Below are 13,865 nucleotides of genomic sequence, written 5' to 3' on the forward strand. Positions count from 1 at the left end.
GAACGCAGCAGTCCCAATGATGATCACCCATGAACAGCTACTTCCGTTCGTCGACCCGAACCGGCAGAGGCTAACCCAACGACCCACGACATATGGGCCATATCCCCACGGTCTGCGGGGCACTCTTGCCCCTTCTTCTTTGACCCCCGGTAGAGTGGATGGTTGCGTCGCAGAGAGATCCCTGGTTTCGGCGGTGTCTCTGCGACGCAACCATCCACTCTACCAGGAGGACCGTCCTCGTCATCCTTAGGAATCCGTGAGTTCGACCCCACGACCCCAACGTCTTGCTTGGCACCGACTCTAGCGATGGGGCCGATCTGAGGGATCAATCCTCCACGTGGTAGATCAGCGTGGAGTACCCGACCCGATCGACGGGGTGTCGCTGGCGAAACTCCGAGAAGAGGCGTCCTGCCGGGCCGTCCGTCATGTCGTGGAGGTAGTAGACGTCGATCGCGTACCAACCTGGACGAGGAGAACCGGTAACTTTCCCTCGGTCGTCTTCCTGTCCGGCCTCGGTCGGCAAAGCGTCGAGACCCAGGCCACACATCCGGCTGTCGAGGGCCTCGTAAGACGCAAGGCAGAAAGGCCTGGCCTGAGGGTGCCGATCATACCAATCTTTCACGTATAAGAGATCCTGACCCCAATCGAGCCCGCTGTCGAGCATGTGGTGATGGCCATTCTCCGGGCCGCCGATGAGCTCGTTGAAATACGAGAGGCTATGGGGATAGCACCGAAGGCTGCTCGCGACCGCCCAAACAAGTCCCATCGCCACCAACCTCAGGACCGCCGGCCGACGGCGAATCACTCGCGGCGGGACGCCCTCGGATCCCGTTGGAAGGCCCCCGGAGTCGCCGTGACACGCGCCTTTGCTCGCCCAGATGAAGAAAAACGGCAGGACCGGAAGGACATACCGGAAATGGACGCTCATGCCGCTCTGCGAGCTTACGAGAGTGAAGAGCCCGACCAGCGGCACGACCACGAACATCTCGTCCCGCCATCGGGCCGCCCGGCCGCGAGGGAAGGCGGTGACCCACGCCGCCAGCAAGGCGAGCAGCCAGACGCCCAGAGGCTCTTTAATCAGCATTCCATATAAATAAAAATACCACCAGCCCCGTTCGCTCCATTCCCCGCGCAGGTAGGACCGCATCCCGGTCTCGAAGTCGAGCTTCTGCGTGTCGATCCCCTGCACGTAGTTCCTCGGCAGGGGCACCGGGAGGTCGGCGAGCCAGGTGCCGGTGAAGAGGTTCGCGGGCAGAACGCCGCGATCTTCGGCGAGGCCGACCCTCAACGCGCGGCTTTGAAAGCGGTAATCGCCCAGCCGTTGGAAGGTCCCTTCGAACAGGTAGCCGAGGTTGATGAGATAAAGACTGGTGAAAAGGATCATGGCCAGCGTGCAGGCCTCACGCCAAACGAGTCGGCGCTTCAGGGGTCGAGAACCCGACATCCGATCGGCGAGCCACAAGAGCGGCCAGAGGGGATAGAACAGGAGGACGGTCGTCTTCGAGAGCGCCGCGAGCCCCAGGACGAGCGCCGAGGCGGTCGCCCACCGCACCTCGGTGGATCTCAGCCAACGCCAGTACAAATAGCAGGCGGCCACGCCGAGCGCCGCGGCGGGCATGTCGGGCATCACGAGGGAACCGTTGCCGAGGATATTGGGGCACGCGCACCAGAGGACGAGCGCCACGAGCGCGGACACCTCGCCATACAGTTGCCTCGCCCATCGGTAACAAACCCAGGCGCCGACCAAGCTGAAGGGGATGCACGCCCAGCGACCCAGGGTGAAGAGCCAGAACGTGCGATAGCCGTTCGCCTGGACGAAGTCGATCCCGAGAGCCCTTTCGCTCCGCACGAGGGGATCGAGGCTGTAGTTCTTCCAATCGATCGCGGGCTCGGACAGCAGGACCGGGAGGGAGGCCACGAGGCGAACGAGGGGTGGATTGACGCGATAGGCGTCGAACCGACCGAACCGCCAATGGCTGAGGCCGGCGGGGATGTGGCCGACCTCGTTAAGCACCGGACTGTGTCGCCACGCACTCCATGCGAGGAGGCCGACATGCGCGACGACCGTCAAGGTGACCACCGATCGGATCCAAGTTCTCATACGGGGCCTCGTCTCCAATCCAACCTCGGCCGAAGCCCAATGGGGACCGCCCCCGATCGTCGGCGTGCCAGGTAGCCCGTCGACGGTCGGGGTGGGACGACGTACCAGAGGCTGGATTCTACCGAGTCGATCTGCACGAGCGCGGGGGAGCCACGACCCGAAACGGCCCTCGTCCGGCGATCGACCGGGCTTCAGACCGGCACCTTGTGTCGCCTCAGAGCCGCCCGGCGCACCAGGAAGGAGACGACGAGGAGGAATACGCCCACATTGGTCATGACGACCATGGCGGCCCGGGTGCCTGAGCGTTCGGAGGCCCGCTGGCTCGCCAGCTTGGCGAGCTCGGCCGAGGTCATCGGCCTGGCTCCCATCAGCGAATCTTCAGGACCCTTGGGCTTCCCATCCTCGCCCATATGATAGGTTGTCCCCTTCACGGCATCCACGACCTTGAGGCCCGCCTTGAAGGGAACCTCGAGGTCCTCGGGCTTCACGGTCCCCGCCTCGACGAACTTGACCTCCGTCTCGAAGACGTTCACGACATTCGGCCCGAGGGCGAACCCGCGGATGGACTCGGTGAGCTTGACCGGCATCCAGACATCGTTCGCCAACTCCGATTCGTGGACGACGAATTCCTCCTCGCGCCATCGCTTTTGCCCCTCGGCCGTCGTCCGTTCCCAATGCGACTTCCCCCGGACCGGCAGGAATCCCCGCCGAGGGTCCAAAGTTAGCTCTTTCGTCCCGATCGGCCGATCGCTCGCGATCGGCTTCCAAGGGACGGTCAGCCGGACCTTGCCCCCATCCACTGGGGCGTCGATTTGATAGTGGCCCTTCTGCTCGACCAGGGAGCGGATCAGGTATTCTCCCACGAGCGTATGCTGTCCATCCAACCAGTAGACATATCGGTCGTCCATCGTCCAAGGGTCGTGCTGGGTGTCGATACGCCCGAAGTCCTTCGAGTTCGCGACGGAGACCGTCGAGCGGGTCTGCCCCGACTTCGAGTCGTAGCCCGTCACAAGGACGTGCCTCGGATCCAGGGTGCTCCCCGATCCTCGATCCACCTCCGTGCGGTAGGAATCGCCGAGCCGCCGATGTTCGTAGCGACTCGTGAACATCGGCGTCACGGCCTTGCCCACGATGCCGTCGCGATATTCATGATTTTGCATTCGCGATATCGATTCATACCGAAGATTTTTCACGTGCTCGAGGCGTCGATCGAGACTGGCGGCGACCAGCGCCTCCCGGTCGGCCGGACTGAGCCGGCAGAACTCGTCGATCGATACGGACAGCGAGCCCGAGACTTCCGCCGCCGGGGTCGTCGACGAGTATCCCAGGAATACGATGACGATCGCCCCGAGCCTGCAAGCCTCGGAGGTTGCGGACCATGGCCTCATCTTTGGGCTCCTTTATCACATTTAGCCGTGGGCATCTCGCCCGCTCCGCTGAAATTCCGAAGGGGGGCCGCCGACCGGCCGTCACAATCCCCACGTCCCCGTCCGCAGTCGTGTCGCGCGGCGTCGCCCCACTTCTCTCGGTGGGAGATCGAATCGGGTCGGGCATTCCCCCTCCGGCCAAACACCTCGGGGTGGATGCGGGCACCGACGGCGACTCGTCGGTGCCCGCCGTCCTCTGCCAGGACGTTCGTCCAAGCGGCCCCGCAGGGCCTCGGAACCCCGCCCGCGACCGCCCGCGAGGACTTGCCCCGATGGCGGTCGGCCTCAGCAACAGGGGAAAGACCACACGTTGCTCCCGCACGGACCGGCATACTGGGCACCTTCGCACGTGCACGAACCGGTGGTGCTCCCACAGCCTCCGGAGTAGAACGGGTTCGAAGCCCCGCAGTTCATCGCCGGCTGTCCACTGAGCGGGCACGTCCTTCCCTCCCAACCTACGCAATAGCAGGTCGGGACGCCGCTCGTCGAGTTACACCAACTACACGCACCGCTGCACGTCCCCCTATCCTTCGAATTCTGATTGCACATCGAATTCCCGATGGCCGAGCACTGCTGCGGCGAGAGAGAGGTTACACAATAACTATTGCTCATGTTCTGCGCAAACAGGTCTCGTTCGAGAAAAAAAAGGCCGCACATAACCGCGGCCGCGCCGACGTAAAACACGAGAGACGCTAACTTCCGCATAAATGAACCCTCCCGCAAGACGAGAAACACTCCACGAGGCGGGCGGCCACGCACCGCCCTTTGCATGCAAACGTCGCGAGACGTTGCGAGGGACCGACCGGCGACGTCGACCGCGGCGTGACCCAAGCCCCGGATCGGGCTGGTCTCGAACGCGAGAGCATCGCCGACAAGGACGGTAGAGGTGAGATCGGATCGGCGTGCCATGCGCGCTTCGTTCGACACGAGACCGGGGGGGATGGCCGGGATTATCCGAAAATGGGGCGCGTCCGGCGGCGCCCCGGAGGCAGCCCGAGCGCGGCGGGTTCCGGAGGCCACGAATTCGCCCGGGGGGCTAATCCGCGAAGTAAACGCGCAAGGGAATTCGGATTGAAGACTCCGCGCGGTCTAGCTTCACGACGAGGTGCCCGCTGCAAATCCGGGAATCGGTCGCTCCGTCGCCGCGAGAGACGCGAACCGCGGTGGCTCCATGCTCGCCGTTCGGCGGAAGGAGTGCCGCCTTCAACGGCCCCGGGCCCTCGTAATGCACCTCCTCGACGCGAGGCACCTCGCCCCCGACGGCAAGCGGTCGATCCTGGAACGCCCCTTTCGCCAGGCTGACGAACACCGATCCGAGGAGGCCCTGGAATTGCCCGGCGACCTTGGCACTTATGGGTATCTCCATCCGAGGGTGGTCAGGATGCCGCGTCTCGACGACCACGGACGATCGGATCTCTTTCCCAGGCTCCAGCAGGGCGCCCTTCAGCGAGACCGATAGCTCCAGCGTCGATCCCGAGTCCGCAAGACGGCCGACTCGCGAGACCTCGACCGCGTCCGACCCGGCCTCCGCCCGCACGTATTCGACGGGCGACGCGTCGAACCGGGCGACCTTGATCGTGCGCGTTGCGGTCTCGTTCCCCCGGATGATCCCGAAGTCCAAATGCCCCGGGGCGGCATAAAACGCCGAACTGGGAGCGACATCTCCCTGCACCCGAAGGGTCAACATCGAGACCGGAGAGGTCCCGAACGTCACCCGGACCTGTTTCTGGAACGGCCCCGGCTTGTCGTTGAGATTCGCCGTAATCCTCAGCGAAACGACCCCACGAGGGCCGATTTGGCGGGGAGGTTTGTCGGCGACGATGCACCCGCAATCAGGCGAAACCCCCTGAATCGGCACCGCGCGTGCCGTCGTATTCTCCAACAAGAATTCATGGCTGAGCCTCCCCGGATTCTCCTGGCTCGCCGCCCCGCAGACCCACGTCGCCTCCTTGCAAATCACCGGGGGCCCTTCCCCCGGCCGATCCCGCCAGCGGCTTCGGGCAAAGACCATCGACATGAAAATCGCAAATATTCCAACACTTATCAAACCAAGGGACAATCTCACCCTCATCGGTCGGCCCTCCGGCTTTGGAGCTCGAATCGCCTAGTACTTACTCGCAACCTGATTCTCGGATGGATTACTTATGCCCTCGACTTCGACAACCCCTTCCGAGTTGCCGTCGAGGACTTCCGCGATAACCCGTACTTTCGAGGTGAAACCGGTCTCGGGCCGGATGCTTGGCACTTCTCCCGGGTCTCGACCTTATTATCTAAAACCGAGGTCGTCCGCAATCGACGACACCACCCCTCCGAGAAACTCGAACGCGTTTCCCTCGGACGTCGCCCTACGCCAGGAGCCGAACAAAAACGCGTGCAACGACGTCCCAACCGCCCAATGGTGGGGGCGGAAAGGATCGAGGTTCCGAAGTTCGGTGGAGCTGACCCGGAGAATGAATCCAGCGAAGATGAAGACCAGATTCGTAGGCATTCTCCGAAGTCACGCCCCGAATCCGACGCCGTCCGAGAGGTGGGCGAAGCCTTTCGTTTTCCGCGAACCTCTCGACGAACCACATAACCAGCAAAATATCGCCCCAGCCCCAAAAGTCAATGGCTCTCCGACAGATTTTTAACTCTTCCATCGATTTTATCAAATTAAGTTCTGATTGGTTCTCGATATTTTATTCCACCGATTCGATTGAAACCTTCCCATATCGCACGTTCCCCGTCCCGTTGCCGTAATTCTCCAACACAGCCCCTGTCCCAACATCCAGCGCGGCAAGGATAGCGCAAATCCTCCAACGAAATCGAATTGAACCAACACCACTGACTCGCGACGTCCACCCCTCGGCGACTCGGCGACGAACCATCCCAAAAGGCCGAGAAGTAAATTGAAGGGGCCCCGATTACCTGAAGGCGTCGGTGTATCGGCCCTTTGTCGACGGGTCATTCAAGGCCTCCATGGCGCACGGGAAGGGAATCGCTCCTGGCAGACGCGTTCACCACGGCATCGGCCTCCTTCTTGCAATACTGGTAATCCGACATTAGGCGAGCAACATCCACACAGGGAACACGGGCAAGACAAGGCGGATCGATCCCAAGTTGACGCGGATTGAAACTGTGAGTATCGCGAGGATTTCCCAACCCATCTGTGTCAATGCGCGTCGCCTGGGGATGGATCCGCCTCTTTTTCTTAGCCCGATGTCGGGGCGTTGAATATGATAAGCTCGATTCGGCTGTTCCACCGAAATACGACCTGAACACCATGTGAACGGAAGATGACAAGACTCCAGTGCCGCCGCTGCGTCTTGCCAACCTTCGGCGCCTTCTTGCTCGCACGAGGCGCGGCGGGCCTTCATCAATGGAACGACATCGGGACGGTCGCTTCTTGGAGCCTGCTGGTCCTCTCCGAGTTCGAACTGTATGGCGGCCTCGCACTTCTCGCGGGCCTGGTCTCCCCTTGGGCGCGACTCCTGGGCGTCGGCGGACTCGTCGCCTTGATGCGCTTTAGCTTCGTCCCAAACATCATGGGGCAAGGCCCTTGGTCCGAGTCCGGGACGTCGGAGAGCGGCGATTGGCTCGGCCTCGGCGGCGACCTCATCGCCTTCGCTCTCTTGCTTCGAGGCCCGATTCGAGGGTGGGAGGCAGGCCGGTTTGAGCTCGCCCCACGGAGGACAGCGATGCTCGCCTTCTTTTCATTGGTGGTCGGTGTCGCGATCGACCGCGAGCATGTCGGCCGTTATCCGGTGGTCCGGGTCTTGCCGTCGACCCCGCTCGATTACCGATACCTCGTCTATCTTCCCAAGGGCTATTCCTGGTCGACGAAGCGCTGGCCCCTGATCCTTTTTCTCCACGGGGCCGGCACGATCGGACACGACGTCCAAAAGCTCAGGCAAGACGGATTGGCTCGTCGCGCCGAGGAGACGGGGACCTTGCCGTTCGTCATCGTCGCGCCCCAGAGCCCCTCGGGGGGGTGGAGCATCGAGGTGCTCGATGACCTCCTGGACCAGGTCCTCGCACGCTACCGCATCGACCCGGACCGGGTTTGCCTCACCGGCTCGAGTATGGGGGGTTACGGGACCTGGTCGCTGGCAACGACCCACCCCGAGCGGTTCGCGGCCATTGCGCCGATCTGCGGTGGAGGCGACCCCGCCGCCGTGGCGCGGCTGCAACATTTACCGACCTGGGTCTTCCATGGCGCGAAGGACGATGTCATCCCCTTGCGGGAATCCCAGAAGATGGTCGAAGCCCTGAAGGCCGCCGGGGGCGTCGTAAGGTTCACGGTCTATCCCGAGGCTCGACACGACTCCTGGACGGCCACTTATGCCGATCCCCGACTCTATGAATGGTTGCTGAATCAACGACGCCGACCGAGCTCTCCGTAGAGGACGATGCACGAGGACGCGCTGCTCCCCTCACTTCGTGTCAAATAAACACGATTGGATCGAGGTGCGAAATCGCTGATTGAGGTCGTGGATCAAGGGTAGCACCGGTGGGCACAACCGGTGCTACCTATAATGCGAGGAAGCCATGTCACACGGCCGGCGCGTGTGACAGCACCGCTCTCGTCCCATGAGCCGATACGATTCCTCGCATATTCCGAACGATCTATCTCTTGCACGGCAGCCCGCAGGGCTCAATCGAGCTCGATGACCTCGCGTTCCTTGGCGCAGCTCTTGAGCTCGATCCATCGGAGCGGTTCAGCCTCCTCCGTCGGCATCGAGGGGACGGGGTGTTGCCCCGAACGTTTCGATCCTTTCTTCGGATTCGATCCCAAGGGTTTCGGAGTCGGCCCTTTCGCCAACCTGCCCGGCGCGGAGACGGCGTAGAGTCCTGGACTGATGTAGGGGAGTCGGAAGTTGCCGTCGTGATCCGTCTGCACGACGAACTTGCCCGACTCGCCGGTCCAAGTGAGCATCGTATCGCCCAAGGGGCGACGACCGGCGACGGCTGAGCCTTCCACGGCCATCCGATCCGCCTGCTGTCGCGCGACTGCCGCGACCATCAACGCGAGTATTCCCAATCCGAGGAAATGGAGAGGGGAGAGGGATCGTTCATTCCCGGTTTTGGGGCACATGCGGGCGAAGGACAGTGCCAGGATGGCGGCCACGTCGAAGAGCAAGACCAACCATGGGTTGGGCGAGAGGGGACCGAAACAGCCGCAGGTGCATTTGCCGCCGAGGGCCTGGATGAGGCTTGAGGCCGCGAAGCCGAGGAAAACCGCCAAGGCCCAGATCCGAGTCCGCTCCGGCTCAAGGCCGATGAGCATCCACAATCCACCGAGGATCTCCGCTTCGGAGAAAATCAGGAGGAAGAGCGTCGAAGGGCTTTCATCCTGGCTCTCGAAGGTGAGCTGGAAGAGCTTGAGCGCACCGGCCGCCATCAAGACCAGTCCGAGGGACGATCGGACGAGCCCGAAGGGCACCCCGCGCGAGGGACGTCCCCCCTGCCTTCGTCCGGCCGCCCTGCTCCCGGGTGATTTGGGCTTGTTCATTCAATAAGCCCCCTGATCGACGACCTCGCGGCCGTTGCGGGTCGCCAGGGCGCGGAGGACGTTGGGGTTGATGGTGGTCTTGATCGGGTGGACGGCCCCGTCGACCATGAGAAACTGGGTCAGGCCGGAGTGCGGTCCGACGAAGCCTCCGGAAGAGAGATTGCTGGAATCGAGCCCGGATCCGGAGACGGTCGCGAGCACCTGCACGCCCCCTCGCCCATCGCCGAGTGCACCCGCCCAGGCGTTCCGGACGGCGAAGCTAGCGCGTTCGCCGAGCGCGATCGTGTTGCTGGCCCCGTCCTTGACGTCCTTGGGACGGGTCGACTTGTTCATCCGGAAGAGTCCGTTGCCGTTGACGTTTCCGCTGGACTGGCTCGAGCCATCGGCCCCGGCATTGGCCGCATAGCTGATCGTCCGAGCCTCGACCGGTCCAGCAACGACCCGGGAGGTCACGACGAACGCCCCGGTGTCGCGGTCGCTCGGGCAGACGTAGAGCGACAGGGTGGTCGTCCGCACGGTCGAGTTCGACGGTGAATCGATCGCCAGGTTGATGTTCGCCGCATTGTAAATCGAGCCTTGCTCGACCTGGGGGAGGATGGCCGCCGCCCAGGACCAACCCGGGGCGGCCCCTCCCGGCGGATTCGACCAGGCGATATAGCCGATCGGGAACGCATCGAGGGACGTGACGTAATTATTGATGGCCAGGCCGTGCTGCCTGAGATTATTCTGACACCCCGTGCGGCGAGTGGCCTCTCGTGCCGCCTGCACGGCGGGGAGGATAAGCCCGACGAGTACTCCGATGATTGCAATAACGACGAGCAACTCGATTAATGTAAAGCCTTGACGTGGGACGCCTATGGGTCTTTCGGACATCGTCATAACTCCTCGAAATGTTTCCTTCCGTACCGGGCCGATCGAGGCGGGAGATTTGGCTCGTGAAATGATCACGCCGCGGATTTGATAGGTCGATCGGTGCCGAGGGGCGACGCCCTGTTGCTTAGAATAGCAGAGGCTACGGCCGGATTCCAACCATCGCGCAGGGACGGGTGGCATCGGGACATCCTCGGACGAATCGAGTGACGATCCCGAAATCCGATTGAGGAACGACGACCCGAGACCGGGCGAAAACCGACCACGGACGGTTCGTAGGCACGACGAGGCAGATTTATCCGTAGATGACGCGGATAGATTCGTGAGAATTTCCAGATTCCTCTGTGGAAGTCTGCGTCATCCGCGGATCGTCTTCAGCCATTTTTCCCGGATCGACGTCGGGGTGTTGAAGAGAAACCCTCCCGACTCGCGCCTATCCCTTCCAGGTGGGGTTTGGGAATCGCCAACAAACGACGAGACGGCCGGCCTCGGGGAGATTCTCCTCGGGCCGGCCGTCTCGCGAATTCAAAGGGCCGTCGTCACGTCAACCGGACCGCAATCAATGCCGGAAGTGGCGACGCCCGGTGAGGATCATGGCCATGCCGTGCTCGTCGCAGGCGGCGAAGGTCTCGCTGTCGCGCTTCGACCCTCCGGGCTGGACGATGGCGGTGACGCCGGCGGCCGCGGCGACGTCAGGTCCGTCGCGGAAAGGGAAGAAGGCGTCGGAGGCGAGGACGGCCCCCTTGGCGCGATCGCCGGCCTTGCTCACGGCGATCCGGACCGAGTCGAGTCGGCTCATCTGCCCGGCGCCCGTGCCGACGAGCTGCCGGCCGTTGACGAGCACGATGGCGTTCGATTTCACGGCCTGGCAGACGCGCCAGGCGAAGCCCAACGAGGCCCGCTCGGCGTCGGTCGGGGCGCGTCGGGTGGCCACGGTCCCCGACGAGGGGTCGGTTTCCATCGTGTCCCAGTCCTGGACGAGCAGTCCCCCTTCGACGCGGCGGAGGTCGAAGCCCTCGGGCGCGGGGGCATCCGGGCCGATGTCGGCGCCAAGCTCGAGCAGGCGGACGCTGTTCTTCCACGACGGCTTCGTGATGAGGAGTGCCAGTGCGTCGGGCTCGTAGCCCGGTGCGACGATCGCCTCGATGAATCGGCCGGAGACGCAGAGGCGCTCGGCCGTCGCGCGATCGACCCGGCGGTTCAGCCCGACGATCCCGCCGAAGGCGCTGACGGGATCCCCTTCGTAGGCCAGTTCGAAGGCCTCGGCGAGATTGTCGCCGATCGCGGCACCACAGGGGTTGTTGTGCTTGAGGATCGTCGCGGCGGGCTCGGCGAAGTTGCGGATCAGGCGCAGGGCACTGTCGAGGTCGAGGAGATTGTTGTAGGAGAGCTCCTTGCCGTGGATCGCCCGGGCCGTCGCGAGGTTGGGCCCGCGGGTTTCTCGCTCGACGTAGAAGGCGGCGCGTTGATGCGGGTTTTCGCCGTAGCGCAGGACGGCCCGACGCTCGAACTTGGGCGCGAGCTCTTGCGGGAAGACCTCGGCCTCAGCCTCCGCTCCCGCGGCCGGTGTGGCCAGGACGCCGGCGAGATACGCGGAGATCGCCCGGTCATACATCGCGGTCTTGGTGAAGGCCGCGAGGGCGAGCGCCTTTCGGGTCTCGAGGGTGGTCCCCCCCGTGGCTTCGAGCGAGGCGGCGAGGCCCGCGTACTGGTCGGGGTCGGTCACGACGGCGACGTGGGCGTGATTCTTGGCCGCCCCTCGGATCAGGCTCGGGCCGCCGATGTCGATGTTCTCGACGGCCTCCTCGAACGAGACGCCCGGCCGGGCGACGGTCGCCTCGAACGGATAAAGGTTGACCACGACAAGGTCGATCGGCTCCATCCCCTGGACCTCGAGCGCCTCGAGGTCCCCCGGGACGTCCCGGCGTGCGAGGATGCCGCCGTGGAGCTTGGGATGCAACGTCTTGACGCGGCCGCCGAGGATCTCGGGCTGCCCGGTGTACGCGGAGACCTCGACCACGTCCAGGCCCGCCTCGACGAGTGCAGTGCGGGTCCCTCCGCTCGCCAGCAAGTGGACCCCTCGCGCGGCCAGGACACGTGCCAGCTCGATCAGCCCGCGCTTATCACTCACGCTCAACAAGGCCCGGCGTACCGGGACGAGATCGTCCATTCGACCCTCACTATCATGGAGTGACCTACGGAGGTAGCAAGATGCCACCCACGTTCCAAGTTACCGACACCGCCCCCCGCCTTCACACCCAAACCTGGGCGGTTTCTTTCCCGCGTGACGTAGGGTGGGCATCGCGCCCCATGCCTTCCCAATCACGCGGCGGGCGGTCCCCTGCCTACCAAACACGAACGATCTCGCGTCGAATCGAGGCCCGGAAGACGAACCAACAGGACCGCCGGTCCCTTCCCGTTGAGGAGGAGACCGGCGGTCCCATCAGATCGCGTGTTTCGACCGACCGGAGGGAGAGGCGTTACTGAGGGGCGTCCGCTTCTTCCTTCGGAGCGGCCTTCTCCTCGTCCGCCGCACCCTCGTCGGACTTCGGAGTCGCCTCATCCGGGCCCGGGGCGAGCGGAGGTGTGGTCGGGACCGCCTGGGTCTGGGTGTCGGGGAGACCTTCCGGCGGGATGTACCCGAGCGGAGGAGCCTTGGGATCGCGGATCAGGTGGGGCTGGGTGTGGCCGATCTCTCGCAAGGCGATGATCAGGCCCGACGAGGTGGCCAGGTAGACGCGATCATTCAGGTCGTTGGTCACACCGATGTTAAAGTCGCGGAGGTTCAAGCCGGCACGCTGGTAGCTCGAACGGGGGTCGACGACCATCCGGCCGGTCGTCCGCTCGATGATGAAGAGGTCGTCGTCGTGTGTCTCGAGGTAGAGTCGGCTCGGGCTGGCGGCGAGCAGCCGGCCGCCGTGTGTGGAGGTCGACCAGCGGGGCGAGCCGGTGTTGGCGTCGACCGCGTAGAGGATCCCCGCGGTGTTGGCGATGTAAGCGTCGTCGCCGACGACCAGGGGGGCTTGCATCACGGGAGCCGCCGCGGAGAAGATCCAGCGGGCGACTCCGGTGAAGAGGTCGATCGCGTAGACGTTCCCATCTTCGGAGGGCACCAGCAGCGTCCGGGTCCCATGGTAGGCCAGCGGGGAGGTGATCGACCCGCCGGTCGGGAACCGGTAGACGGGCTTCGCCTCCTCCGTCATCGTCACGTAGAGCTTGCCGTCATGCCCGCCGAACGCGATGAGCTTGCCGGCGAAGAGCGCCCGGGAGCTCAGGGCCCCGCCCGTCTGCCAGTTCCAGGCGAACTTCGCCTTGGGGGCGAGGACGAATTGCCCCTTGTCGTCCTTCTTAACGACGTTCTTGTTGTCGAGGATTCGGAGGTCGAAACCTCGCAACAGGCCGTTGTTCAGGCCGACCGCCACGCGCTCCTCGTCGCAGATCGTGGGCGAAGTGGGGAGGACCGAAAGGTTCTCCGTCCAGACCACCCGCCCCGTCTGCCGGTCGAGCGCGAAGAGGGAGTTCGAGTTCGTGACGAACACGAGACGGGAGTTCGCCGAGGCGGGGTAGACGTCGCCGGTCCGCTTCCCCAGGGTCGCGCTCCAGAGCAATCGGCCGGTCTCGGCGTCGTAGGTGTAGAAGTTGGCGTGGTTGGTCTGCGCGAAGAGCAGCGTGTCGGCGATGCTGACTTCCGCCAACCGCTCCGTCCCCACGAGCGGGATCGCCGCCATCCAGTCCTGCTCGAGCCCCACCCTCCCGAGCGCGGAGCGAGTCGGGACCAGGCCCTTGGTGAACGGTGTCTGAGACCACGCGACCGGGGCGAGCGACGCCCAGATCAGGGAGCTCCACAATATCAATTTGCGGGACATAGCCCGCTCCTTTCCGCCGCAGGCGACTCAACGGTGTCACGCAACCGAAGAAAGTGACTCATTCATCCCTAGCCGACGTCTGCCCATTCGTCAAGTTGGGCAGACCGGGA

Annotated in this window: 8 protein-coding genes; 1 reads left to right on the plus strand and 7 read right to left on the minus strand. The window is 64.0% G+C overall.

Annotated elements, in window-relative coordinates:
• Positions 1-325: 325 nt before the first annotated feature.
• From ACYOEI_RS35805 to ACYOEI_RS35815, 3 genes are all read right to left on the minus strand, one after another.
• The gene (locus tag ACYOEI_RS35805; RefSeq protein ID WP_462855108.1) at positions 326-2,101 is read right to left on the minus strand and encodes an ArnT family glycosyltransferase; all 1,776 of its coding nucleotides are present in this window, start codon (positions 2,099-2,101) and stop codon (positions 326-328) included.
• A gap of 191 nt (positions 2,102-2,292) precedes the next feature.
• Positions 2,293-3,489 carry a hypothetical protein gene (locus ACYOEI_RS35810; RefSeq protein WP_462855109.1) on the minus strand — a complete coding sequence of 399 codons (1,197 nt, stop codon included), beginning with the start codon at positions 3,487-3,489 and terminating at the stop codon, positions 2,293-2,295.
• A 1,075-nt stretch (positions 3,490-4,564) separates the two neighbouring features.
• Positions 4,565-5,488: a DUF1573 domain-containing protein gene (locus tag ACYOEI_RS35815; protein ID WP_462855110.1), complete on the minus strand. Its 924-nt coding sequence runs from the start codon at positions 5,486-5,488 to the stop codon at positions 4,565-4,567.
• Positions 5,489-6,803: 1,315 nt separating this feature from the next.
• On the opposite strand from ACYOEI_RS35815, the gene ACYOEI_RS35820 reads away from it, so the two are divergent.
• Positions 6,804-7,910, plus strand: a complete 1,107-nt coding sequence (locus ACYOEI_RS35820; protein WP_462855111.1) for a carboxylesterase family protein — start codon at positions 6,804-6,806, stop codon at positions 7,908-7,910.
• A gap of 251 nt (positions 7,911-8,161) precedes the next feature.
• Here the strand turns inward: ACYOEI_RS35820 and ACYOEI_RS35825 are convergent, their stop codons facing one another.
• From ACYOEI_RS35825 to ACYOEI_RS35840, 4 genes are all read right to left on the minus strand, one after another.
• Positions 8,162-9,019, minus strand: coding sequence for an MFS transporter (locus ACYOEI_RS35825; RefSeq protein WP_462855113.1), 858 nt, complete (start codon positions 9,017-9,019; stop codon positions 8,162-8,164).
• Positions 9,020-9,892: a DUF1559 family PulG-like putative transporter gene (locus tag ACYOEI_RS35830; RefSeq protein WP_462855115.1), complete on the minus strand. Its 873-nt coding sequence runs from the start codon at positions 9,890-9,892 to the stop codon at positions 9,020-9,022.
• Positions 9,893-10,448: 556 nt separating this feature from the next.
• A complete protein-coding gene (gene purH, locus ACYOEI_RS35835; RefSeq protein ID WP_462855116.1) occupies positions 10,449-12,059 on the minus strand; it encodes a bifunctional phosphoribosylaminoimidazolecarboxamide formyltransferase/IMP cyclohydrolase in 1,611 nt (536 codons plus the stop codon).
• A 310-nt stretch (positions 12,060-12,369) separates the two neighbouring features.
• Positions 12,370-13,755: a PQQ-binding-like beta-propeller repeat protein gene (locus ACYOEI_RS35840; RefSeq protein WP_462855117.1), complete on the minus strand. Its 1,386-nt coding sequence runs from the start codon at positions 13,753-13,755 to the stop codon at positions 12,370-12,372.
• Positions 13,756-13,865 lie beyond the last annotated feature (110 nt).

It is taken from the genome of Singulisphaera rosea (assembly GCF_054877945.1).

Bases quoted from the DNA above. Each gene is read 5' to 3' on its own strand.
- ACYOEI_RS35810 (WP_462855109.1), bottom strand. From the start codon at position 3,489: ATGAGGCCATGGTCCGCAACCTCCGAGGCTTGCAGGCTCGGGGCGATC.
- ACYOEI_RS35820 (WP_462855111.1), top strand. From the start codon at position 6,804: ATGACAAGACTCCAGTGCCGCCGCTGCGTCTTGCCAACCTTCGGCGCC.
- ACYOEI_RS35840 (WP_462855117.1), bottom strand. From the start codon at position 13,755: ATGTCCCGCAAATTGATATTGTGGAGCTCCCTGATCTGGGCGTCGCTC.
- purH (WP_462855116.1), bottom strand. From the start codon at position 12,059: ATGGACGATCTCGTCCCGGTACGCCGGGCCTTGTTGAGCGTGAGTGAT.
- ACYOEI_RS35825 (WP_462855113.1), bottom strand. From the start codon at position 9,019: ATGAACAAGCCCAAATCACCCGGGAGCAGGGCGGCCGGACGAAGGCAG.
- ACYOEI_RS35830 (WP_462855115.1), bottom strand. From the start codon at position 9,892: ATGTCCGAAAGACCCATAGGCGTCCCACGTCAAGGCTTTACATTAATC.
- ACYOEI_RS35805 (WP_462855108.1), bottom strand. From the start codon at position 2,101: ATGAGAACTTGGATCCGATCGGTGGTCACCTTGACGGTCGTCGCGCAT.